Below are 25,031 nucleotides of genomic sequence, written 5' to 3'. Positions count from 1 at the left end.
CTTTTAATTTTTACGACCAGTATTCTTTTTTTCTTTTTCCCAATAAAAATTTCATTAAGTGCTATTCTAATTATATTTCTGATGCACACCTATAATTCTTTTGAAAGTTTGATTATCTATCAACAGAAATTTGCGCAGCAACTTTTCATAGAAATTCTTGGCTTTTTGATTTTTTTTATCGCCTTAAATTATCAAGAAAAATTCGATTTAGAATTTATTTTAGGAATATATAGCTTAAGTATTTTAGTTAAAGTAGTATCCAGTATAATTTTATTTAAAATTTGGAAAGAAAAATTAAGCTTTCAAATTTCATCTCAACAATTATTGTTTAGCTTATTCTTTTTCATTTTAGGGTTTAGCGGAATGATAAACTCTAAAATAGATTTATATTTGGTGAACTTATTTTTATCTAAGGAAATTATTTCTAGTTATCAAACGATTACGACAGCGTTTTTAATGCTTCAATCTATGGCATTTTTGATTACCGCACCTATCAATAAATCATTATATCGATCCAATAAACAGGTATTTGATAAACTAATGAAAATAGCTGGAAAAATTGCTATTCCTATGGCACTTTTAGGGTCTTTTTGCATTTGGTTATTCTTAGAAAAATATGTCAAGTTAGGTTTAGAATGGCCCGTTTATATAATTTGTTTCTTTTCCACCTTACCTTCATTTTACTATATTATACCTATTTATAGCTTGTATAAAAAACATCTTGAAAAAAAAGTACTATATTCTAATCTTTTTGCTACATTAATTAACTTTATACTTGGTTTTGTATTATTAAAAAAACTAGGGGTTGTAGGTATTTTTATTAGTGTTTGCATCACACAGTGGATTTATTTAATCATAATAAAAAAATATGAAAGTTCGTCATCCTGATTTTAAGGAAGCTCAAGATTTAAATGATTTAAAACAGTATCAGCTGGAGGGCGTTTATGATTTTATTCCAAATGAAAAAAAAGAGCAACTTGATCGTTTTTTAAATTGCTTTACAGATTTCAGAGAACAAAGAGGGGAAAGAATAAAGGATACCGCTTTATATGAAAATTTACCCTTTTCAATACATGATAATTCTTGGAAATCAAAAAGAAAGGATTTAAAAATAATCGAAAACAAAATTAAAGACAGAAAAAACTTACATATTCTAGATTATGGTGGATGGAATGGGTGGTTAAGCAATTACTTGTCCCAAAAAGGACATCAATTAGTTACTACTGACCTCTTTATTGATGAATTTGATGGCCTAAAAGCAAGGAAATATTACAAGAACAATTTTATAGCCATACAACTTTTACCAACAGATATTTGGAGAATAGAAGCAACTTTTGATGTAATTATTTTTAATAGAAACTGGGCTTATCTTGAAAATAAAGAAGAGATACTAAATCATGCTAAAAGGCTTCTAAAAAAAGATGGAATTATTATTATCACTGGTTTGGCGGTTTATACTTTTCCAGAAAAAATAAATTTAGCTTTTAAAAAAATACAAGAAGATTTTTTCAAACTGTATTCAATACCTCTTCTTATTTATCAAACTAAAGGGTATTTAGAAACCGAAGATTTAAAGTTTCTAAAAAAGAATGCTTTTAAAAATTATAAGTATGGACCATTTAAGTTTCTAATTAAACGTATTCTCAATCGAAAAAGCTTTAACTCTTATTATAGCATTTATAAAAAACAATCTATTTAAATAATTAGTATTTATTTATTACAGTAAGTATATTTGCTTGTAATAGTTTGATTTTATTATATAAAAAACTTGTATGAATAACTTTTTTTCCAATTTTTGCCTTTTATTAGTACTGCTTTTTATGGTATCTTCTTGTTCAGAAGATGATGGAATAATTAATAATGAAATCACCTCTATTACAATTTCTACAGGTGAAATATATCCAGCATTTAATACCGAGGTAACGGATTATTACATTACTTCTTTAAATACTTTAAAAAATATAGAAATAACTCTTGAAAACTATAATTCCTCTAAAACATTTTTTATAAACAATCAAAGGGTTACTAATAAAATCACCACTTTGAAACTCAGTCCAGGTAATGATATTACAATTAAAACAGGATTACCAACAAATAAAACCTACACCATTCATTATCTACCAACGGATCTTCCGAAAACAAATTTAATTACTAAAAACAACCCTTCTGATGGATATATTCTTATAAATCTTTTTGATTTTTCTCTATCTTCTACATTAGACTATTCTTACGTGGCTATCTTAAACAATGATGGTTTTCCAGTATATTACAAACGTATTCCTTATAAAGGAGTAATCAATTTCAAATCATTTGAAACACCTTCAGGAAGACGCTATTCGTATAGTGTTACTGAACTTAATAAAGTAGTTATATTGAATGAAAATTTTGAAGAAATAAATCAAATTGATTTAATTCAAACGAATAGTTCATACATTTATAATGTTGAAAATCATGATTTCATATACTTAAATGACAATCATTACATTGTACCTGGAGTATATGTTAGAGAAAATGTAGATATGACTTCCTATGGAGGAAGTAACTCGGTTAAACTAGTTGAATTAGTTTTTCAAGAAATTGTAAACAATCAAGTTGTTTTTGAATGGAATTCCGCAGAACATCCTGAATTACTTGGCGCTACAGACACTATCTATTACGAGCAATATGCGACTAGTGAAAGAGTCGATTATTTTCATTTTAATTCTTTAAGCATTGACCCAAATGATCAGAATTTTATTCTTTCTGCTAGACATACCAATCAAATTTATAAAATAGATCGAACAACTGGAACTATCATTTGGCGTTTTGGTGGCAATAATGATGATTTTAATTTATCTGGTAATCAAATTATTTCACATCCTCATCATGCTACCATTTTAAATAATGGAAATTTACTTCTCTTTGACAATGGTGTAACTAAAACTCCTCAAGAAAGTAGAATAGCTGAATTTAATTTAGATGAAACAAATTTAACCGCTAACTTAGTATACGAATATCATGAAAATGGTCGTTATTCTGATATTATGGGATCCGTACAAAAGCTAAATAACAATTATTTCATTGGTTGGGGAGGAAACGTTTATTCACAAATCAATGCCAATAAATCGGATATTACAGAAATTGACTTTAACGGAAATATTCAATTGGACATCAGTTTTACCAATAACCCAAACCGATTTACCTATTCTTATAGAGCCTTAAAATACAACATCAATTTCTAATGAATAACAAAATCATCATATTCAATCCTAGGAGTGCCAATGGCAAACATAGAATTCCGAATTCTATTCTACAAGTAGGCGCATCAATTCATGGTAAATATGAGTATGTATTTGTAGATGGAAATTTAGAGAAAGACCCATGGCAAACCATTGAAGATTACTTAAAAACGGGTGAATTTAAATATTTTGGTTCTACCGTTATGCCTGGTCCGCAATTACGTCAGGCAATTCCTTTTACAAAAAAAATCAAACAACAATTTCCTCACATTATTACGGTTTGGGGAGGCTATTTTGCGTCCAACCAGTATAAAGTATGTTTACATTCTGGATACGTAGATTATGTAATTAATGGCCCTGGTGATAATACTTTCCCTGAATTAATTCAGGCACTAGAAACCAATCAAAAGGAAAATTTAATCCTCATTAAAAACTTAATTTTTAAAGATGAGAAAGGTGAAATCATAAAGACTGCTGTTGAAGCATTATTAGACCAAGATACGTTACCAAAATTACCTTACGCACACTTAAACAGCTTTTATCCTGTTAAAAATTATTTGGCAAAAACGTTCATGGGAAACAAAACATTATCGTATCATTCTAGTATGGGATGCCCTTTTTCCTGTTCTTTTTGTGCCGTTGTACCTATATATAATGCCAAATGGAAAGGAATGTCTGCTCAAAGAATTTATGAAGACATACAATATTTTAAAGAAAAATATGATATTGATGCCATTGAATTTCATGACAATAATTTCTTCACTTCAAAAAAAAGAGTCTTAGAGTTTTCCGAATTAGTTTTAAATGATAACATTAGTTATTGGGGAGAAGGTAGAATTGATACCATCAATATGTATAGTGATGATGACCTAAAGCTGATGCGAAAAGCCGGTTGTAAAATGATTTTTTTAGGAGCGGAAACAGGTAATGACAAGGTATTAAAACAAATGAATAAAGGTGGCACACAAACGGGACAAATGATTAAAGATTTTGTACTTCGTATGAAACATGCCGATATTATTCCGGAACTTTCTTTTGTATTAGGTATGCCAGCCAAAACTGAGAAAGAAGTGTATGAACAAATTTTATGGGATATTAATTTTATTAAAGAGATTAAAGAAATTAACCCTAATGCAGAAATAATCATTTATTTGTTCAGTCCAGTTCCTACTGAAGGTTCTGAATTATACCAACAAATTTTAGATGCTGGATTTTCGTTTCCAGAACAATTAGAAGACTGGATTTCACCAAGTTGGGAAAATTTTGATTTAAGAAAAAACCCTTTAACTCCTTGGCTAAAACCTTATATGATTGATACTATAAAGAACTTTGAAATTGTATTAAATGGCTATTATCCCACAACTTCCGATTTTAGAATTAAAGGTTATAAAAAACTACTACTAAAATTGGTTTCTGGGATTCGCTATAAAACAGGAATGTATCAGTACCCATATGAAATAAAAGCATTGCATAAACTATGGAAATATCGCCAACCAGAAATTGAAGGTTTTTATTCGGAATAGAATGAATATGAGAGGTTTCTTTAAAAAAATAGTGCATCCTTTTCTTAAAATTGGTTTAAAATTGTATTATTCTAAACCTAGAAAGTATTGTTACAACTCTATTTGTATTCAAGTTCATCCAAAAGTTTTCCCACCCCATTTAACATTTAGTACTAAAATACTATTAGATTTTATTCAAACGCTAGATTTAAAAAGCAAGACCTTTTTAGAATTAGGCTGTGGAAGTGGTATTATTGCTCTGTTCGCAGCAAAAAAAGGAGCTTTAGTTACTGCATCAGATATTAATCCAATTGCAATCGATTTTTTGAATAAAAATGCTGGAAAGAACTATCTCTCAGTAACCAGTGTAAGATCTGATTTATTTGATTCTATAGAAGAAAAATCATTTGATTATATCATTATAAATCCGCCTTACTATCCTAAAAATCCTAAAAACACTTCAGAAAAAGCTTGGTTCTGTGGAGCCAATTTTGAATACTTTGAAAAACTATTTTATCAATTAAAACATGAAGTTAATTTCCAAAATACGTTTATGATTTTGTCAGAAGACTGTGCTATTGAAAGGATAAAAAATATTGCAACAAAAAACAGACTAACTTTTGAACTCATTATTAGTAAAACGGTTTTTAATGAAAAAAGTTATATTTTTTCGATAAATTAAGAATATATTTGAGTGTAAAAAATATCGCTATTAAATAACGCACAACAATAAAAGCAAACTAAAAAACATGAAAAAAATAGCACTACTTTTTCTCTTTATTGGAGTTACTGCATCCGCTCAAATAGAACCTAGATTACAACGTATAGACAGTTTATTACAATACTTAGAAAGTAATAACAAATTTATGGGTTCGTTAGCAATTCGCGAAGGAGAAAAGTTGGTTTTTTCTAAAGCCTATGGCCTTCGCAATGTAGCTACAAAAGAAAAAGCGGACTCAAATACCAAATACAAAATTGGCTCTATTAGTAAAACTTTTACAGCCATTATCATTATGCAACTTATAGAAGAAAAAAAGTTACAATTAGAAACACCATTAGCTACCTTTTTTCCCAAAGTAAAAAATGCAGAACAAATTACAATCTCTCAATTATTACATCAACGTACGGGTATTCCTGATTATATCAATCAAGATTCCTTAACGAAAGAAGAGTTAAATGCTCCTAATATTAAAGAAGCTATCTATACTAAAATCGCAAATTATGACTCTTTGTTTGAACCTGACAGCAAATTTCAATACAGCAATTCCAATTACTATCTCTTAGGAGGTATTATTGAAAGGATAACCAAAATGACATACGGCGAAAACATTGAAAAAAGAATTTGCCGTAAAATAGGTTTAAAAAACACCTATTATCCAACAGAAAAAGTACAAACTAAAAACAACGAATGTTATTCCTATATTTTTAAAGATAACCAATGGGAAAAAGTAGAAGAATGGGATTTTGATACCGCTTTTGCAGCAGGAGCTCTCATTTCAACTCCAAATGATTTAACTTCATTCATGGAAGCCTTATTTCAAGGTAAATTAGTCAAGAAAACAAGTTTAGACGCTATGACTACTATTAAAGAAGGCTATGGAAAAGCGTTATTCCAATTCCCTTTTGGAGAAAGACGTTTTTACGGTCATACTGGAGGCATCGAAAGCTATCGATCTCAAGCAGCTTATTATCCAACTGAAAAATTAGGTATTTCCTTAATTGTAAATGGAGATAATTATAGTATCAATGATATGATGATTGGTATTTTAAGCATCTATTACAAAATACCGTATCCCTTTCCTAGTTTTGAAAAAATCAATCAAACGCTCATAGATAAATATTCTGGAACCTATGCTTCCAAAGATATTCCGTTAAAAATTACCATTTTTGAAAAAGAGGGAGAACTATTCGCACAAGCTACCGGACAAAGTTCGTTTCCGCTTACACTAAAAGACGAAAAAACGTTTATTTTTGCACAAGCTGGAATAGAAATCATTTTCGGTGAAAACACGCTTGAGTTACATCAAGGTGGTGGAAAATTCAACTTTATTAAAGAATAATGTCGCTACTTACATCAATAAAAAGCATTACTAATAGTAAATATTTAGATATTATTGGTGTCTTACTAGTCATAAGTGTTTCTGTTTATTTAGAATATTACAAAACCACATTTACATTTCACATCAACAATAAAGAGTATATCTTTTATTTGGGTTATTTTTCTATTTTAAACACGTGTTTGTCCATGACTGCTACACGTTTAGTAACTAAAAAAAATAATTTTGGAAATTTAATTAGCACTTGCAATACGCTTCTAAGTGGCGCTATTGATTATCTTTTAGGAAATGTAGGTGCTATTTTAACGTATCCTATCTCCTTTTTAGGAAATTATATTGCTTTCAAAATTTGGAAGAAAAAAAAATACCTAAACAGCATCGATTTTATTTTCTTCAAAAATATGTTTTTAGGGTTATTCCTTTCTTTACTTCTAAATTACATCGCCTTTGCCTACCTATCTGATAAAGCTATCGATTGGAAATTATTTTTCGCTATAGCTATTCCAGCAGGAATCAGTTTTGGAGGGACATTTAATTTAGGACGCATGTATCCTGATAATTGGATTAATTGGCAAGCCTATAATGTTTTTAAAATTATTCAAAACCTAATGTTATTAAATATTGCCAATACCGTAAAATATGTCTTCTACTTATTTAATGCAACTCTTGGCTATATTACATGGCGTGATGACAAAGCCAAGCAATTATAATTTTCTAGTGGAATCTCTTTGACGTAGTTCGGTTTTAATAACTACTGTTTTGTATTCTAAACTTTCTTCTTTCTTAGCCAATAACCGATCAATTAATAAATTAGCAGATTTTTCACCTATTTCAGGTGCATGCTGACTTACTGTAGAAAGACTAGGGGTCAATCTACGTGACCAAGCTCCATCAGCAAAACCAATTATGTTTAATTCTTTTGGAATTTGATATCCTTTTTGTAAAGCTAATTTCATTGCTTTGGTAGCCGAATGCTCATCTACTGCAAAAATACCATCCACTTTTTTAGCTTTTAAAAGTTTTTCAATTTTTAAATCAAAAGCTTCATCTTCTTCTCCAATTAATATTAAATCCATGTCCAAAACCATTTTATTTAACTCTAACGCTTTTTTGTAACCTTCAAAACGCAGCTTTCCTACGCTTAAGTTATCAATAGTTGAAAGCAAGGCAATATGTTTACACCCTATATTAATTAAATGCTGAGTAGCATCAAAAGCAGAGTCTAAATCGTCAACAATTACTTTATCTGATTTTACTAAATCGGTAATTCGATCAAACATAACAATTGGAGTACCACTTTTTATGATGGAATTATAATGTTGAAAATTTTTAGTCATTTGAGTTTCTTCCGCTATAGATAGAATAAAGCCATCTACTGCACCATTGTTTAGCATCTCCATTAATTGCTTTTCTCTTTCTAGCGATTCATTAGAAATTGCAGTAACTATATTGTAACCTCTTTTTCTAGCAGCGTCTTCAATACCACTAAACACTTTTGCAAAAAAAGAATTTAATATATTGGGTATAATAACACCAATGGTATTCGTTTTTTGATATTTTAAGTTTTTAGCCATCAAGTTGGGCTTGTAATTTTTTAAAGCAGCAAATTCTTTGATTTTATCTTTAGTCGCTTGACTGATTTCTTGACTATCACTCAATGCTTTAGAAACTGTTGAAACAGAAACTCCTAATTCTTTAGCAATTTGTTTTAAGGTTGCTTTGGCTTTCATATGCTTTCAAATTTGTTTGTAATGAATTCTACAACTCCTATTTAGTATCTGCAACTATTAAAAATTTTAGCAAATAGGTGGTTTATAATAAAAATTCAATGCGTAAAAATAATAATTTATCTGAAGTTTACATGATAATACACATTCAATTCCTAAAACTATTTACTATCAATCTATTATGTAAATCAACAAAATAAAAATATTATAGCATGAGCATTTGTATTTATAATAAATAATTGTACTTTTGCACTCCCTTAATTGGGAATGGAATGTTTAATTTAAATAAATTATTGTGAACACATTAAGCTACAAGACAGTATCGGCTAATAAAGCAACTGCTCAAAAAGAGTGGATTGTTGTTGATGCTGAAGGTCATAACTTAGGTCGCTTTGCTTCAAAAGTAGCTATGCTATTAAGAGGTAAATACAAGACAAGTTATACCCCACACGTTGATTGTGGTGATAACGTAATTGTTATCAACGCAGAAAAAATCAACCTTACTGGTAACAAGCTTGACGACAAAATCTACATGCGTCATACAGGTTACCCAGGAGGTCAAAGAACTTTAACTGCTAAAGTACAGCAACAAAAAAACCCAGCTGTATTAGTAGAGAAGGCTGTAAAAGGAATGTTACCTAAAAACAAATTAGGTGCTGAATTATTCCGAAATTTAAATGTATATGTAGGTACTGAGCACAAACATGAGGCTCAAAAACCTAAAACCGTAAACCTAAACGATCTTAAGTAATGGCAGTTATTCACAAAATCGGTAGAAGAAAATGTGCTGTTGCACGTGTTTATGTTACAGAAGGAACAGGAAAAATTACTGTAAACAAAAGAGAATTTACAACTTACTTCCCAACTGCAACTTTACAATACAAAGTAATGCAACCTTTAGCTATGACTGAAAATGCAGAAAACTTTGATGTAAAAGTAAATGTATATGGAGGAGGAACTACAGGACAAGCAGAAGCTGTGAGAATGGCTTTAGCGAGAGTAATGTGTGAAGTTGAAGCTGAAAACAGAGCTATTTTAAAACCAGAAGGATTATTAACAAGAGATCCTAGAATGGTTGAGCGTAAGAAATTTGGTCAGAAAAAAGCACGTAAGAGATTCCAATTCTCGAAACGTTAATATTCGAATATTTTCCGAGTATTTTTTCAACAAATTATTACAATTAAAATTGAATTTAAAAACAAGTTGTCGATATTCCTTATTAAAAAGGGAATTAGTTTAGCATCTAAATGAAGCCCAAAGCCTAAAGTCAAAAGCTTAAAGCCAAACGGAACATTGCTATAACACGGAACGTAAACTATTACACAATGGCAAACAAAATTGACGTTAAAGAATTATTAGAAGCAGGTGTACACTTTGGACACATGACTCGTAAATGGGACCCAAACATGGCTCCTTACATTTATATGGAACGTAATGGTATTCACATTATTAATCTATATAAAACTGCAGCAAAAATCGAAGAAGCTAACGAAGCTTTGAAAAAAATCGCTGCATCAGGAAGAAAAATATTATTCGTAGCTACTAAAAAACAAGCTAAAGATATCGTTGCTGAAAAAGCAGCAGCTTGTAACATGCCTTACATCACTGAAAGATGGCCAGGTGGTATGCTAACCAACTTCATTACTATTCGTAAAGCGGTTAAGAAAATGGCTTCTATCGATAGAATGAAAAAAGATGGTACTTTTAATACACTTTCTAAAAAAGAAAAATTACAAGTAGATCGTCTACGTGCTAAATTAGAGAAAAACTTAGGTTCTATTGCAGATATGTCTAGACTACCTGCTGCTCTATTTGTTGTAGACGTTAAAGCTGAACACATCGCAATAAAAGAAGCTCAAAAATTAAACATTCCAGTTTTTGCAATGGTTGATACAAACTCGGATCCACGTCCTATTGATTTTGTTATTCCTGCAAATGATGATGCTTCTAAATCAATTGAAAAAGTTCTAGGTTTAGTATCTAGCGCTATCATTGAAGGTCTTTCTGATAGAAAGTCTGATAAAGATGAAGAGCAACCAGTTAAAGAAGTAGAAGCGGTACAAGCGCCTCAAACTGAAACTGAAGAATAAATACTATAAATTCCAATATCAAGATTCCAAATTCCAAAAAAATCAGAAACAATTGTTGATGATTTGATAAAGTTGGAATTTGGGTTTTGAGATTGGAATTTCTTTTTTTTACAAAAAATTTAATCTTAAAATAAAAAACATATGGCAACAATTACTGCTGCAGACGTAAATAAATTAAGAACTATTACAGGTGCTGGTATGATGGATTGCAAAAAAGCACTTGTTGAAGCAGACGGAGATTTTGATTTAGCAATCGAAAACCTTCGTAAAAAAGGACAAAAAGTAGCTGCAAACCGTTCTGATAGAGAATCTACAGAAGGTGCTGCAATTGCTGTTGTAAATGCTGACAAAACTGCTGGTGTAGTAATCACATTAAACTGTGAAACTGATTTCGTAGGCAAAAATGAAAGCTTCGTAAAATTAGCTACAGATTTAGCAAACCAAGCTTTAAATTACGCAACTAAAGAAGAATTATTAGCTTCTGATTTCAACGGAATCACTGTTGCTGAAAAATTAATTGAGCAAACTGGTGTAATTGGAGAAAAAATCGAAATCGGTTCTTTCGAAAGATTAGAAGGTGCTTTCGTAGGTTCTTATATCCACGCTGGTAACAAAATTGCGGTTTTAACTTCTTTATCTGCTAATGTAGAAGGTGCTGAAGAAGCGGCAAGAAATGTTTCTATGCAAGCTGCTGCAATGAACCCAATCGCTTTAAATGAGGCTGGTGTTGATGCTGCTATCATCGAAAAAGAAATTGAAATCGCTAAAGAACAATTAAGAGCTGAAGGAAAACCAGAAGCAATGTTAGATAACATTTCTAAAGGTAAAATCCAACGTTTTTACAAAGATAACACCTTAGTAAACCAAGATTATATTAAAGATGGTTCTATGAATGTGGCTTCTTATGTAAAATCAGTAAATGCTGATTTAACTGTTACAGGATTCAAAAGAGTTGCTTTAGGTTAATCCTCTAGTTACCAAAATTATATACAAAACCTCAATCAGAGTTCTGATTGAGGTTTTTTTATAATATATTTGTTATAAAAAGATATTATTTTGAAAAAAACTGCCCTTACCTTTACCCTACTATTTTATACTTTTCTTTTTTCACAAACTGAAAACAGTATGCTTTGGGAAATTAGCGGAAATGGTTTACAAAAAAAATCGTACCTCTATGGAACCATGCATGTGAGTGATAAAGTATCCTACAACTTATCCGATTCTTTTTTTGATGCCTTGCTAAACGCAGATATCGTAGCTAACGAAAGTAACCCAGAAACTTGGGGAACTGTTTCCGATTTAATGAAAGAAAAAGAATACCTCCATTCAGCACAACTATATCAATCCTTCTATATTAAACCTATTACAAAAAAAGAAGTGACGGCTTTGTTTACCAATAAAAGTCATTTTTTCTACAATTATCTATCGCTTTCCGATAATAAAAATGCAGATTACGAAGAAAATGCAGTATTAGATATGTTCATCAGCCAGGCAGGAAGAAAATACGGTAAAGAAATTACAGGTTTGGAAGATGCTGTTGAATCAATGATCCCTATTCTACAAATTAATGCTACTGATGCCACTCCAAAAGAGGAAAACATTCAATTACTTTATAAAATTTTAAAAAGAAAATCGTTCGGAGAAGCAACTGTTGATTATTACAGGGAAAAAAACATTACTATCCTAGACTCCATCTACAAACTCGCCTTTTCTAAAAAAGCACATGATGCACTAATTATAAATAGAAACAAAGTAATGACAGATAGCATTGCTTCCATTTCTAAAAGAGGTAGTCTTTTTGCTGCTGTGGGTGCCGCTCATTTAGCAGGAAAAGAAGGAATTATTAATTTATTAATTCAAAAAGGCTATACCGTTAAACCTGTTTTCAGCCAATTAACCGAAAAAGGTGAAAAACAAAAAAAGGAGATTGAAACGTATTTCAAAACCCCTCGCTTCTCTCCTTATATTACATCGGATAAAATGATTGAAATTCCTTTACTAGCAAATGAAATTACTGAAGAAGGAGTCATTGGTTCACCAGATTATGCAAATGGTGGACTTATTCGAGTAATCCGAACCAATCATAATTACTTTATCAATCCAAACACCAATCTTTATAATCCTAAGTCATTAGACAGCTTATTTTATGAAAATATTCCAGGTACGATTTTACAAAAAGACTTTTTTGAAAAAGACGGTATTGCGTACTATGACATTAAAAATAAAACAAAAACAGGTAACAATCAAAGATATCGTTTCTACATTACGCCTCTTGAAATTATTATGATTTCCATGTCGGGATTAAATAATTACACTACCTTGTTTGAAAATGAAGTATTTGAAAAAATTAAATTAAAGAAAACCCAATCCAATTGGGAAAAACTTCAAGCAGAAAACGCTTCTTTTAGCATTACATTACCAAATTTCTATACCATTCGTGAAAACGATAACAACAAAAACAATAGTCATACCATTCAATCTTATTTAGCTGATGACAATAGTTTTTATTTTGTTATGGAACGCAATTTAGAAGACAATAGGACTTTAGAGAATGCTAAATTTGAACACAAACAAATTCATTATCAATTTTATTTACAACACGACATCGATTCAACACATACTTTTTTTGACAAGGAAGCATTTGTCTCTGAATCTAAAATTGGCAATAAAGCCATCCAATTAAAATCATTCATTTCTGGAAATAAATACTATCTATTAGGCACCATAAATGCATCAGAAAAAAACAAAAAAACTTTTTTTGATTCCTTTGAATTGAAAACAACTTCTTCTAAAGAGACTTTTGTAACCTACACCGATACTCTTGCTCATTTTAGAATTGATATTCCAGAAATCCAAAACAAAAAACTTTTTCTAAATATCAAAAAAGATAGTTACACAACAACTAAAAACAATTTATTAGCGAAGTATAAAGATTACACCTTTAAGTCGAAAAGCGGCAAGACGGTATCTCTAGAATATCACAAATTTCACGAATACGAATCCATTCAAAATCTGGATTCTATCAAACGATTTTTCAAAGATTATGTATTAGATTTAAGAGACAACATGTATCAATTTAACAGAACTGGTGACTATGATGGCTATGATTATGATGATTATGCAACAAATGATACTTCCATGCTGAATTCCTATATGTATTCCAAAAAAGGATTGGGCCTAACTGAATGGTTCAATTTGTTTCAAAAAGAAGAGGAAGATCCTAAAATACTTTTAGAAGAAAAGGAAAGCGAAACAATGAACACCTATACTTACGAAGCCTTAGTTTCTACTAAAAAAGCTTCTCAAGCGGTAAAATACAAACTCCAGTTTAATACAAACCAATACTATATTTTACAATCTTTAGTCCCTAAAGAGTACAAACACAATGACACTTTTATTGAAAATGCATTTACAAGTTTTGAACCATTCGAAAGTAAAGAATCAAATTCCATCTTTGATACTAAAATCCAACGCTTCATAGAAGATGCTTCTAGCACTAACGACACCTTACGTAAAAATACTTTTGGCTCTATTTACAAATTAAATTTTACCGAAAAGGATTTTGAAAGCATCACTTCTTTTATAGACAACTATCCTTTCAAAAAAAGTGAATTGTTTGCAAAAAATAATTTGATTAAGAAAATCGGATACCTTAAAAACAATTCCGTTATTCCTTATTTGGAAAAAACATACAAAGCGGAAACTTCTAATTCTGAAACTCAAATTAACACACTCATTGCTTTATCCAATCATAATTCAAAAGAAAGCTATCAAAAAATAATTCAATTGCTAGAATATGATTTACCGCTTTCCGATAATAGATATGATATCGCAAATATGTTTAATAATTTCAGTAAAAATGCCGAAAATGCGAAAGAATTATTTCCTAATATTTTTCAATTCTACAGTATTAAAGAATATCAAAATCCATTACTCAACTTTTGTTCTGATTTACTTGAAAAAGATTTAATCTCTATTAAAAAATTCAAGACCTATCAAAAAATGATTCTAACCAATGCAAAACTAGAATACAAAAGAATTAAAAGCTGGAAAACCAACAATATCTTAGAAGAAGACGAAAAAGATCCAGAGGATTATTATGAAGAAAATGCACCTGTTGAAGATATTATTACCTTCTTAAACATCATTTATAAATATCCAAAAAATAAAGATAGAGATGATTTTATTGCAAAAATAAAAGCATTAAACATACCCGAATTAAATATTGAAATACTACGTTTGGACTTTGTCACTAAAACCTACACAACCAAAGCAGTGAATAACGCTTTAAAGGATAAAAAGACCGCTTTTATAACCATGCAATTGTTGGCACACAAAAGCGTACCACTTGAAATAGAAAATGACAGTATCGCTTTGGCTGCACTTTATAATTTCTACACAATCAAGTCTACAGATTCGGTAGCTTTCATTGAAAAAAAGATGGTGGATTATCATAAAGAACAAATTGTTTTCTATTTTTATTCGGTTAAAGAGAAAGACAACGCTACTTTTTCAAAAAGTATCCATACGATAGCCTTCTTTATGAATGGAAAAAAAATCAATCCTAAAGCGTATACCACATTTTATGCAAGAACAATTAATGAAGAAGAAGATGTGGAAGCAAAACTAGAAGCAATTATCAAAGAATCGCTTAATAACAATCATTTTAGAGCGAGTTACGAAAAAGAAGACGAAGAAGATTATCTTCCTAATTACTTATACGACGATTATTAATGAAAACAAGATGCGCTTGGTGTGAAAAAGACGATTTATATCGCGCTTATCACGATAACGAATGGGGAAAACCAGTGTATGACGACCCTACACTATTTGAATTTTTAATTTTGGAAACCTTTCAAGCCGGCTTAAGTTGGTACACCGTCCTAGCCAAACGTGAAAATTTCAGAAAGGCTTTTGACCATTTTGATCTTACCAAAGTTGCGCAATATGATGAAGCAAAAATTGAAGCGCTTTGCCAAGACACAGGTATCATTAGAAACAAATTAAAAATTAAAGCAGCTGTTACCAATGCACAAGCTTTTATAAAAATTCAAGAGGAGTTTGGTAGTTTTTCCAAATACATTTGGGGCTTTGTGGATGGAAAGCCCATCGACAACAAACCGCAAACCTTAAAAGAGGTTCCAGCTACTACTCCCTTATCGGATGCGCTAAGTAAGGATTTGAAGAAAAGAGGCTTCAAGTTTGTAGGTTCTACTGTAGTGTACGCCCACATGCAAGCGACTGGTATGGTAAATGATCATATAGCAGATTGCTTTACCAGAGCCTAGTTGTAAACTGTAACATGGGTATTCTTAATTTATCTTAGCACAAAAAACAATGAGTAACGATCCTTTACACGGAAAAACTTTACAAACCATCGTAGAACAATTAGTCGATTTCTACGGTTTTGATACTTTAGGCGAACTCGTTAAAATTAAATGTTTTAATGAAAATCCTTCTGTAAAATCAAGTTTAACTTTCTTACGAAAAACAGATTGGGCCCGAAAAAAAGTGGAAGACTTATATATTAAAACCTTACCAAAATTTCCTTAAAAAACTTTTACAAACACTACAACATGATTTTAAATAAAAAATATCATCATTTCTAGTGATGTGGACACTTCATGGGTAAATTAAATTTGTTTCCTAATTAGAAACAAATAGTTATCATGAAAAAACTAAAGATCAAAATTTTTAAAAAAACAAATTATACCTTTCTCCTTTTAGTAAGTTGTTTTTTCAGTCCTATTTCCGAAATAGCAGCTCAAAATCAATTGTATCCTGCAACTTTCAACCTCAACTCGTTAAATGGCAGTAATGGCTTTGAAGTTAGTGGCCTTCCAACCGATTTACAATTTGGCGCGGAAAGTCAATTTATAGGAGATATCAACAACGATGGATTAGAAGACATGGCTTTTGGCTCTGAAATTGCAACTGCAAATGGCTTACAATATGCAGGTGCTGCTTATATTATTTTTGGATCGAGTACTCCTTATCCTAATCCATTTGATTTAACTACTTTAGACGGAACGAATGGATTTATAGTTAAGGGTATTGCCTATGATGAAAGACGTGGGGCAACAATAGCAGGACCAGGTGACATTAATGGAGATGGAATTGATGATCTAATAATTGGTTCGAGTAGTACTTCTCCAGACGATATGGTCATTTATGGAAAACCATCTTTTCCTGCGGTACTTACTATTAATGACATTAATGGTACTAATGGCTTTTTAATCGACACCCCTGGAAGTAATCAAATTGCGGGTTTAGGTGATGTGAATGGAGATGGAATTAACGATTTTATTATTGCTACACCACATTGGTCTGGACAAGCTTGGATTCTTTTTGGTCGTTCCAGTAACTTCCCCGCTTCTATTGATGCTTCTTGGTTGGATGGTACCAAAGGGTTTAAAACAAGTAGTTTTCCAGGCGATAGACCTTCATACAATGTTGGTGCTGCTGGTGACATCAACAATGACGGTTATCAAGACATTCTTATTGGCAATTGGGATTCCAGCAATCCTGCTGTGAGCTATTGCCTTTTTGGTAAAGGATCTCCTTTTTCTCCTTTAGTAGACCTCATCTCTTTAAATGGAACCGATGGATTTAGTATTGATAATAATGGCGGTAATTTTTTAACCTTCGTAGGCTCTTTAGGTGATATTAATAATGACGGAATTGATGATTTTTTCTCAGAAACAAATGCAATATTCGGAAGGACTACCCCTTTCCCATCTCATTTTCCTCAAAGTAGTCTGAATGGAACTGAGGGTTTCACCCTTCCAGGAACATTAGCATCTGCTGGCATAGGTGACATCAATTTAGATGGTATTGACGATTTCATTTCTGTATATGGAAATAACGGTAAAGCTTATATTGTTTTTGGTACTGCCAACGGTTTTCCAAATCCAATGAACGAATCTACTTTAAATGGAATAAATGGGTTTATTATTAATGGATTAAACCCGAGTAATATTGCGCGTCCTGCTAGTGGAAATGGAGATGTCAATGGAGATGGAATCTCGGATTTTGTTGTAGGTAGCCCTTATACTCCAACCACAGAAATAGGAAAATCCTATGTAATTTTCGGAGGAGATCATTATATTAAGCCTTTAAATTCAGGCTATCCTCAAACAGAAAACGGGACGCCTACTTCAATTAATTTAGTCGTAAATGGTCCAGAAGCGGGAACCATTCATTATGCAGTTTTTCCATGGTATCACAGTTCACCATCCGTTAACTACAACACTATCCTTACTGGAACTGGAGCCGTTACAAGTGGTAACTTTGCCATGAATATTCAAAATACAAACGTTACCCATAGCATCTCTCCTTTATCTGAAAACACCCCTTTTGACATCTATTTGTTTCTGGAAGATGCCGCTGGCAATCGAACCCAAATATATGGCCTAAATGATGTTTTAGAGCTGGAAGATCCTATCCTATCGAATACAGGTATATATCCGAATCCAACTTCCGATATTCTTAACGTAGATCTTACTACTGAGGCAATCTATGAACTCATAACGGTAAACGGACAAGTAATTCAAAAGGGAACATTCGTAAAGGGAAAGAATATAGTAGATATAACTAATTTAGCAAAAGGAATGTACTTTTTAACTATTGCAACAGACTTAGGCAACACCTCTAAAAAAATAATTAAAAACTAAAAGAAATACAATAACTTATATACCCTAAAAGCGATAACAAAAGTCACTTCATTGTGACTTTTGTTGTTTAAAAAACAATCTTACGAACACATTTTAAAGTTAATTTTTTTATCCATATACTATAGTAATTTACGCTACTACACTTATAACTACTATCACATACAATTGTAACCTGCTCTACTACACTTGTAATTAGTATCACATACAGTTGCAACCTAAATTAATACACTTGTAATTAGTATCACATACAGTTGCAACCTACATTAATACACTTGTAATTAGTATCACATACAGTTGCAACCTACATTAATACACTTGTAATTAGTATCACATACAGTTGTAACCTACATTAATACACTTGCAATTAGTATCACTTACTATAGGAGGATGCTCTATTGCACTTGTATATTTCAAAAATACTGTAGGAATATGCTCTATTACACTTGTATATTTGAAAAATACTGCAGGAGGATGCCTTGTTGCACTTGTAATTCTATAAAAAATTAAAATTAATGCTTACAAAACAAATAAAACCTCTTGCTGCTATTTTGTTATTTTATTTTGTTTTCCAGTTTTTTTTCATTTCATTTTACTACATTTGTTTCACACTTTAGGGGTGTCTGTAATGTTACAGGCTGAGATTTTACCCTCTGAACCTGATCTAGTTCATACTAGCGTAGGGAAAAGTAAGATGACTTCTTGGTACTTATTAGTACCGTTACAGCCATTCCTAAAGTATACCTATATACTAAAATCACTCAGGAATGGAATTAAAAATCAACGACAAAAACAAGACCTTCGATCGCCCATCGATTACTATTCAACAATTAATCGATGTCGAACTTCCTACGAAACAAAACGGCATTGCTATTGCCGTAAACGAAATGGTGGTACCCAAAAATCAATGGGAACATTATTTTCTTTCTCCAACAGATACAATACTAATTATTACTGCTACTCAAGGTGGTTAATAGGGTTATTTTAATCTTTCAATCTTTCAACTAAATAAATTATGACAAACGAAGAAAAAATATCACGTACTCCTTTTCCCAACTCTAAAAAAGTATACATCGAGGGACAATTATATCCTATAAAAGTTGCCATGCGCGAAATCACCTTGTCTGATACCAAATTAGCCAAAGGTGGTGTGGAAAAAAACCCGCCTATTACTGTTTATGATACTTCGGGTCCTTATACCGATACCAATGTAGCAATCGATGTTAAAAAAGGACTGCCTCGTTTACGCGAACAATGGATTTTAGACCGTGGTGATGTGGAAGAATTAGCCGAAATTTCTTCTGAATATGGTAAAGAACGCTTATATAACCCAGAACTAGACCATTTGCGTTTCGAGTTCTTACACAAACCCATGCGTGCCAAAAAAGGAGCCAATGTAACCCAACTGTATTATGCTAAAAAAGGCATCATTACTCCAGAAATGGAATATATTGCGATTCGCGAAAACCAACGTATTGAACAACAAGAAACCCAAATCAAAGCAATGCAATGCCAACATGCAGGCGAAAGTTTTGGTGCCAATACGCCTAAAAGCAAAATTACTCCCGAATTTGTACGCAGTGAAGTAGCCGCTGGTCGTGCCATTATTCCAAACAATATCAATCACCCTGAAAGTGAACCCATGATTATCGGAAGAAACTTTTTGGTGAAAATTAACGCTAATATTGGAAACAGTGCAGTCACTTCAAGTATTGAAGAAGAAGTTGAAAAAGCCGTTTGGGCATGTCGTTGGGGTGCTGATACTATTATGGATCTTTCCACAGGTAAAAACATTCATGAAACCAGAGAATGGATTATTCGTAATTCCCCAGTACCTATCGGAACAGTACCTATTTATCAAGCCTTAGAAAAAGTAAAAGGCGTGGCTGAAGATTTAACTTGGGAAATATTTAGAGATACTTTGATTGAGCAAGCGGAACAAGGTGTTTCCTATTTTACCATTCATGCAGGTGTGTTATTACGCTATATTCATCTTACTGCAAATCGGGTGACGGGCATTGTTTCTCGTGGAGGTTCTATCATGGCAAAATGGTGTTTGTACCATCATAAAGAAAACTTTTTATATACCCATTTTGAAGAAATTTGTGAAATCATGAAACAATATGATGTTGCGTTTTCTTTGGGAGATGGTTTACGTCCGGGTTCAATTGCTGATGCTAATGATGCCGCTCAATTTGCTGAATTAGAAACGTTAGGCGAATTGACTAAAATAGCTTGGAAACATGATGTTCAAGTCTTTATTGAAGGCCCTGGTCACGTACCCATGCATATGATAAAAGAAAATATGGACAAACAATTAGAGCATTGTTCCGAAGCTCCTTTCTACACTTTAGGCCCCTTAACAACCGATATTGCACCTGGTTATGATCATATTACTTCAGCGATTGGAGCCGCTATGATTGGTTGGTATGGTTGTGCCATGCTGTGTTATGTAACACCTAAAGAGCATTTGGGTTTACCCAATAAAAAAGACGTTAAAGATGGTGTAATTACCTATAAAATTGCCGCTCATGCAGCCGATTTAGCGAAAGGACATCCAGGAGCGCAATATAGAGATAATGTTTTGAGTAAAGCCCGATTTGAATTTCGTTGGGAAGACCAATTTAACTTGGCACTTGACCCAGACACCGCTAGAGAATTTCATGATGAAACCTTACCTGCAGATGGTGCCAAAGTAGCCCATTTTTGTTCGATGTGTGGTCCCAAATTTTGTTCTATGAAGATTTCTCAAGAAATTAGAGATACCGCAGCAGCTGAAAAAGGCATGCAAGAAATGTCGGAAGAATTTATCGAAAACGGAAAAGAACTTTATTTGTAGAAATCGTCAGTTCGAGTGATTTTATGGAGAGAAACGGAATAAAAAATGTATCGAGAACTTAGATTTCATAAAAGAAAAATCATGATAGTAATTTCAAATCCAACGGAAATAGTAAACGAACACCAAATAATCCAAGCGCTTTTTGAAGAAGGTTTGGAGTTGTTTCATATTCGTAAACCAGATGCATCCGAAGAAGAATTACGGTTCTATATAAATGCTATTGATCCAAAATACCATTCTAAATTGGTATTGCATCAACAGCATCATTTAGTGGAAGAATTTCAGTTGGAAAGGCTACATTTTACAGAAAAAGTAAGGCGCTCTATTCCTGATGACTTTCAAAAACCAGTTCCGTTTTTATCAACTTCTGTTCATACAATAGTTGATTTTAACTTTTTATCCGAACGATACGATGCTGCTTTTATAAGTCCGATTTATCCTAGTATTTCTAAAGTAGATTATAAGCCTACACAAAACCTCTTAGAACAAACAAAAGAACGAACCAACTGGAAAACTAAATGGATTGCTTTAGGAGGAATTTCAGCCGAAAATATAGCAGCAACTCTAACAGAGGGCTTCGATGACGTGGCTTTGCTTGGCTCCATTTGGAACAGTACCAACCCTATTAAAAATTTTAAAAAATGTCAAAAAATCGTCCATACCTACTTACCATAGCTGGTTTAGATCCTTCTGGAGGTGCTGGTGTTTTAGCAGACATTAAAACATTGGAACAACTTCAAGTATATGGTTTATCCGTTTTAACTGCAAATACGATTCAAACCGAAAGTACCTTTGTAAAAACAACATGGATACCCCTTGACTTTGTTTTGGAATCTATACATGTACTTTTAGAAACTTATCCTGTTTCAGTGGTTAAAATTGGTATTGTGCCTTCTTTAGACTATTTAGAAAAAGTGATTTTTGCTTGCAAAAAATGGGCTCCAGAAGTAAAAATCGTTTGGGATACAGTTTTGCGCTCCAGTACAGCTTTCGACTTTTTAAAGATTGAAAACCAAATGCAATTGTACCATATACTCAAACAAGTAGATATAATTACACCGAATTATCAAGAGATTGTAAAATTAATTCCGTTGGGTTACAGTATCGAAAACGGAGCTTTAGCCCTATCCGACTATTGTGCTGTACTTTTAAAAGGAGGTCACAACAAAGCAAACACTGGTACAGATGATTTATTCATTGCAAATAAAAAAACAAGTATACCACCAACCCATAAGGTTCTGTATCCAAAACACGGTTCAGGATGTGTCTTAGCGACTGCTATTGCCGCACATCTTGCTTTAGGAGAAGATGTATACTTTTCCTGTAAAAAAGCCAAATTATATATTGAAAACTATCTCAATTCCAATCCCACTTTATTAGGATATCATTATGCATAACAAACTACAGTATATTTCACAAGGAAACACCATAGAAGAACAACTTTCAAACATTAAAAATGTTTTGGATCATGGTTGTAAATGGATTCAATTGCGTTTTAAAAATGCCAATGCACAAGATTTTTATACCGTTGCAGAACAAACCAAAGCTCTTTGTCAATCGTATGAAGCTACTTTCATTATTAATGACAAGGTAGACTTGGCTTATCAACTAGATGCAGACGGTGTGCACTTAGGACTAGAAGATATGCCTATTAAAGCCGCAAGGAATATTTTAGGCAACCAAAAAATTATTGGTGGAACAGCAAATACATGGGAACATATAGTACAAAGAACACACGAAAACTGTACTTATATTGGTCTTGGCCCTTTCCGTTTTACTAATACCAAACAAAAACTAAGTCCTATTCTAGGATTAGAAGGTTACCAGACATTGCTTCAGAGAATGAAACAAGAAAACATTTTTATACCAGTAATAGCCATTGGAGGTATTACTTTAGAAGATATCGATTTACTAATTGAGACTGGTCTTTATGGGGTGGCAATCTCTAGTCTACTTACCCAAAACCCATCACTTATAACAACACTAAACGAAAAAATACATGTCACCATTTAAAATAGGAACAACTTCCTTCACTTCTCGATTATTTTTAGGAACGGGTAAATTTGGTTCCAACCAACAAATGGAAGAAGCTATTTTGGCTTCAGAAAGTGAATTAGTCACTGTAGCTTTAAAAAGAGTCGATTTTGAAACTGAAACTGATAGCATTCTGTCTCATCTGAATCATAAACATATTCATTTGTTACCCAATACTTCTGGTGCGCGGAATGCTAAAGAGGCAGTTCTTGCCGCTCAATTGGCCAGAGATGCATTTGAAACCTCAATCTTAAAATTAGAAATTCATCCCGACCCTAAATACCTATTACCTGACCCTATTGAAACCCTAAAAGCTACTGAAGTTTTGGCAAAAGAAGGTTTTATTGTCTTACCTTATATTCATGCAGATCCCGTTTTATGCAAACTTTTAGAAAATGCTGGCACGGCTGCAGTTATGCCTTTAGGTTCGCCTATTGGGAGTAATAAAGGATTAAAAACAATCGACTTTTTAGAAATTATTATAGAGCAAAGCAAAGTACCCGTAATAGTTGATGCTGGTATTGGCGCCCCATCTGATGCGGCAAAAGCAATGGAAATAGGAGCCGATGCTGTTTTGGTAAATACAGCAATTGCCGTTTCACAAAACCCAAAATTAATGGCAGAAGCTTTTAAAGAAGCCGTATTTGCTGGAAGAAAAGCGTATGAGGCGCAGTTAGGTCAGGTATCTGATTTAGCACAAGCTTCTAGCCCTTTAACCGCTTTTTTAAATGAATAAAGACATTCTTAATTAGTCCTTTTTTCTAAACCAAAACAGATGAGCACCTTTAACGAAATATTCAAACAATATGATTGGGCAACCATTCAAAAAAAAATATATCAAACTACAGCAGCAGATGTGGAAAAAAGCCTTTCGAAAGAGAAATGCACGTTAACAGATTTCTTGCATCTTATTGCGCCCGTAGCTTCTGAATATTTAGAAATTATGGCACAAAAATGTCATTTGCTAACGAAACAACGCTTTGGAAAAACCATACAAATGTATGCTCCATTATATTTAAGCAACGAATGCCAAAATATATGTACCTATTGTGGTTTCAGTTTAGACAATAAGATAAAAAGAAAAACACTAACAGATACGGAAATAAAAGCAGAAATTGAAGTGTTAAAAAAAGCTGGGTTTAATCATGTTTTATTGGTTACAGGAGAAGCCAATTATACCGTTAACATCAACTATTTTTTAAATACCATAGAAATCATAAAAAAACATTTTGCTACTATTTCAGTAGAAGTACAGCCACTTAGTGAATCTGAATATATCAGTTTGCATCAAGCGGGTGTACATACCGTTTTGGTTTACCAAGAAACCTATCATCAAGAAGTCTACAAGCACTATCATCCAAAAGGGAAAAAGTCAAATTTTGAATTTCGTTTAGAAACACCAGATCGCATTGGAAAAGCGGGTATTCATAAAATAGGTTTGGGCGTATTATTAGGTTTGGAAGATTGGCGAACCGATAGTTTCTTTAATGCCTTACATATCGATTATTTACAGAAAAACTATTGGCAAACTAAATATTCGGTATCCTTTCCTAGACTTAGACCAGCAGAAGGCATAATAGAGCCTAACTTTATTATGCACGATAAAGACCTTACACAATTAATTTGTGCTTATCGCATTTGGAATCCCGATTTAGAAATTTCGATTTCAACTCGAGAAAATGAGAATTTCAGAAATCATATTATTCCTATTGGAACAACTACCATGAGCGCAGGTTCAAAGACCAATCCTGGTGGTTATAGTGTAGACAAACAATCTTTGGAACAATTTGAAACTAGTGACGAACGTTCGGCTGATGTAATCGCTGCAATCATCAAACAACAAGGATACGAACCAGTATGGAAAGATTGGGATGCAAATTATAATTCTTAAAAA

The 25,031-nt window shown here is 32.3% G+C and carries 23 protein-coding genes and 1 riboswitch; of the genes, 22 read left to right on the top strand and 1 reads right to left on the bottom strand.

Annotated elements, in window-relative coordinates; translation table 11 throughout:
- The first annotated feature begins 81 nt into the window (after positions 1–81).
- From NHF47_RS04760 to NHF47_RS04730, 7 genes are all read left to right on the top strand, one after another.
- Entirely contained in the window at positions 82–888 is an 807-nt protein-coding gene (locus NHF47_RS04760; RefSeq protein ID WP_252763861.1) for a hypothetical protein, read from the top strand.
- Positions 869–1,699, top strand: a complete 831-nt coding sequence (locus tag NHF47_RS04755) for a bifunctional 2-polyprenyl-6-hydroxyphenol methylase/3-demethylubiquinol 3-O-methyltransferase UbiG (RefSeq protein ID WP_252763860.1) — start codon at positions 869–871, stop codon at positions 1,697–1,699. Before NHF47_RS04760 ends, NHF47_RS04755 begins: the two co-directional genes overlap by 20 nt.
- Positions 1,700–1,772: 73 nt before the next feature.
- Positions 1,773–3,221 (top strand): aryl-sulfate sulfotransferase, encoded by a 1,449-nt coding sequence (locus NHF47_RS04750; RefSeq protein ID WP_252763859.1) that lies wholly within the window; start codon positions 1,773–1,775, stop codon positions 3,219–3,221.
- Positions 3,221–4,741: a B12-binding domain-containing radical SAM protein gene (locus NHF47_RS04745; protein ID WP_252763858.1), complete on the top strand. Its 1,521-nt coding sequence runs from the start codon at positions 3,221–3,223 to the stop codon at positions 4,739–4,741. Before NHF47_RS04750 ends, NHF47_RS04745 begins: the two co-directional genes overlap by 1 nt.
- 1 nt (position 4,742) lies before the next feature.
- Positions 4,743–5,402 (top strand): methyltransferase, encoded by a 660-nt coding sequence (locus tag NHF47_RS04740; protein WP_252763857.1) that lies wholly within the window; start codon positions 4,743–4,745, stop codon positions 5,400–5,402.
- Positions 5,403–5,469: 67 nt separating this feature from the next.
- On the top strand, positions 5,470–6,780 hold the full coding sequence (locus NHF47_RS04735; RefSeq protein ID WP_252763856.1) for a serine hydrolase: 1,311 nt from the start codon (positions 5,470–5,472) through the stop codon (positions 6,778–6,780).
- Complete coding sequence (locus tag NHF47_RS04730; RefSeq protein ID WP_252763855.1) at positions 6,780–7,487, top strand: nicotinamide mononucleotide transporter family protein; 708 nt, start codon at positions 6,780–6,782, stop codon at positions 7,485–7,487. The genes NHF47_RS04735 and NHF47_RS04730 overlap by 1 nt, the downstream gene beginning before the upstream one ends.
- On the opposite strand, the gene NHF47_RS04725 is transcribed toward NHF47_RS04730, so the two are convergent.
- Entirely contained in the window at positions 7,482–8,507 is a 1,026-nt protein-coding gene (locus NHF47_RS04725; RefSeq protein WP_252763854.1) for a LacI family DNA-binding transcriptional regulator, read from the bottom strand. The two genes, NHF47_RS04730 and NHF47_RS04725, sit on opposite strands and share 6 nt — an antisense overlap.
- A 292-nt stretch (positions 8,508–8,799) precedes the next feature.
- Between NHF47_RS04725 and rplM the strand changes: the two genes are divergently transcribed.
- The 15 genes from rplM (at position 8,800) to thiH (ending at position 25,028) form a co-directional block, all read left to right on the top strand.
- Positions 8,800–9,255: a 50S ribosomal protein L13 gene (gene rplM, locus NHF47_RS04720; RefSeq protein ID WP_130733470.1), complete on the top strand. Its 456-nt coding sequence runs from the start codon at positions 8,800–8,802 to the stop codon at positions 9,253–9,255.
- A complete protein-coding gene (gene rpsI / locus NHF47_RS04715; protein WP_130733469.1) occupies positions 9,255–9,641 on the top strand; it encodes a 30S ribosomal protein S9 in 387 nt (128 codons plus the stop codon). The genes rplM and rpsI overlap by 1 nt, the downstream gene beginning before the upstream one ends.
- A gap of 188 nt (positions 9,642–9,829) precedes the next feature.
- Positions 9,830–10,594: a 30S ribosomal protein S2 gene (rpsB, locus tag NHF47_RS04710; protein WP_140999204.1), complete on the top strand. Its 765-nt coding sequence runs from the start codon at positions 9,830–9,832 to the stop codon at positions 10,592–10,594.
- Between the two features lie 141 nt (positions 10,595–10,735).
- Positions 10,736–11,560 carry a translation elongation factor Ts gene (tsf, locus tag NHF47_RS04705; protein ID WP_252763853.1) on the top strand — a complete coding sequence of 275 codons (825 nt, stop codon included), beginning with the start codon at positions 10,736–10,738 and terminating at the stop codon, positions 11,558–11,560.
- Positions 11,561–11,650: 90 nt separating this feature from the next.
- Positions 11,651–15,328 (top strand): TraB/GumN family protein, encoded by a 3,678-nt coding sequence (locus NHF47_RS04700; RefSeq protein ID WP_252763852.1) that lies wholly within the window; start codon positions 11,651–11,653, stop codon positions 15,326–15,328.
- Positions 15,328–15,882: a DNA-3-methyladenine glycosylase I gene (locus tag NHF47_RS04695; RefSeq protein WP_252763851.1), complete on the top strand. Its 555-nt coding sequence runs from the start codon at positions 15,328–15,330 to the stop codon at positions 15,880–15,882. Before NHF47_RS04700 ends, NHF47_RS04695 begins: the two co-directional genes overlap by 1 nt.
- Before the next feature lie 49 nt (positions 15,883–15,931).
- The gene (locus NHF47_RS04690) at positions 15,932–16,147 is read left to right on the top strand and encodes a VF530 family DNA-binding protein (RefSeq protein ID WP_252763850.1); all 216 of its coding nucleotides are present in this window, start codon (positions 15,932–15,934) and stop codon (positions 16,145–16,147) included.
- 116 nt (positions 16,148–16,263) lie between these two features.
- On the top strand, positions 16,264–18,267 hold the full coding sequence (locus NHF47_RS04685) for a T9SS type A sorting domain-containing protein (protein ID WP_252763849.1): 2,004 nt from the start codon (positions 16,264–16,266) through the stop codon (positions 18,265–18,267).
- A 602-nt stretch (positions 18,268–18,869) separates the two neighbouring features.
- Positions 18,870–18,967: riboswitch (TPP riboswitch) on the top strand.
- 64 nt (positions 18,968–19,031) lie between these two features.
- Entirely contained in the window at positions 19,032–19,238 is a 207-nt protein-coding gene (thiS, locus tag NHF47_RS04680; RefSeq protein ID WP_252763848.1) for a sulfur carrier protein ThiS, read from the top strand.
- A 41-nt stretch (positions 19,239–19,279) separates the two neighbouring features.
- A complete protein-coding gene (thiC, locus tag NHF47_RS04675) occupies positions 19,280–21,103 on the top strand; it encodes a phosphomethylpyrimidine synthase ThiC (RefSeq protein WP_252763847.1) in 1,824 nt (607 codons plus the stop codon).
- Positions 21,104–21,184: 81 nt separating this feature from the next.
- Complete coding sequence (locus NHF47_RS04670; RefSeq protein ID WP_252763846.1) at positions 21,185–21,778, top strand: thiamine phosphate synthase; 594 nt, start codon at positions 21,185–21,187, stop codon at positions 21,776–21,778.
- Complete coding sequence (locus NHF47_RS04665; protein ID WP_252763845.1) at positions 21,745–22,500, top strand: hydroxymethylpyrimidine/phosphomethylpyrimidine kinase; 756 nt, start codon at positions 21,745–21,747, stop codon at positions 22,498–22,500. Before NHF47_RS04670 ends, NHF47_RS04665 begins: the two co-directional genes overlap by 34 nt.
- Positions 22,493–23,116, top strand: coding sequence for a thiamine phosphate synthase (locus tag NHF47_RS04660; RefSeq protein WP_252763844.1), 624 nt, complete (start codon positions 22,493–22,495; stop codon positions 23,114–23,116). Before NHF47_RS04665 ends, NHF47_RS04660 begins: the two co-directional genes overlap by 8 nt.
- Positions 23,103–23,873, top strand: a complete 771-nt coding sequence (locus NHF47_RS04655; RefSeq protein ID WP_252763843.1) for a thiazole synthase — start codon at positions 23,103–23,105, stop codon at positions 23,871–23,873. The genes NHF47_RS04660 and NHF47_RS04655 overlap by 14 nt, the downstream gene beginning before the upstream one ends.
- Positions 23,874–23,912: 39 nt before the next feature.
- On the top strand, positions 23,913–25,028 hold the full coding sequence (gene thiH, locus NHF47_RS04650) for a 2-iminoacetate synthase ThiH (protein WP_252763842.1): 1,116 nt from the start codon (positions 23,913–23,915) through the stop codon (positions 25,026–25,028).
- Positions 25,029–25,031: the final 3 nt, after the last annotated feature.

This window comes from Flavobacterium sp. NRK F7 (assembly GCF_024054195.1).
Classification (GTDB): domain Bacteria; phylum Bacteroidota; class Bacteroidia; order Flavobacteriales; family Flavobacteriaceae; genus Flavobacterium.
The sequence above is the reverse complement of the archived record's forward strand: the minus strand, read 5'-3'. Positions and strand labels throughout refer to the sequence as shown.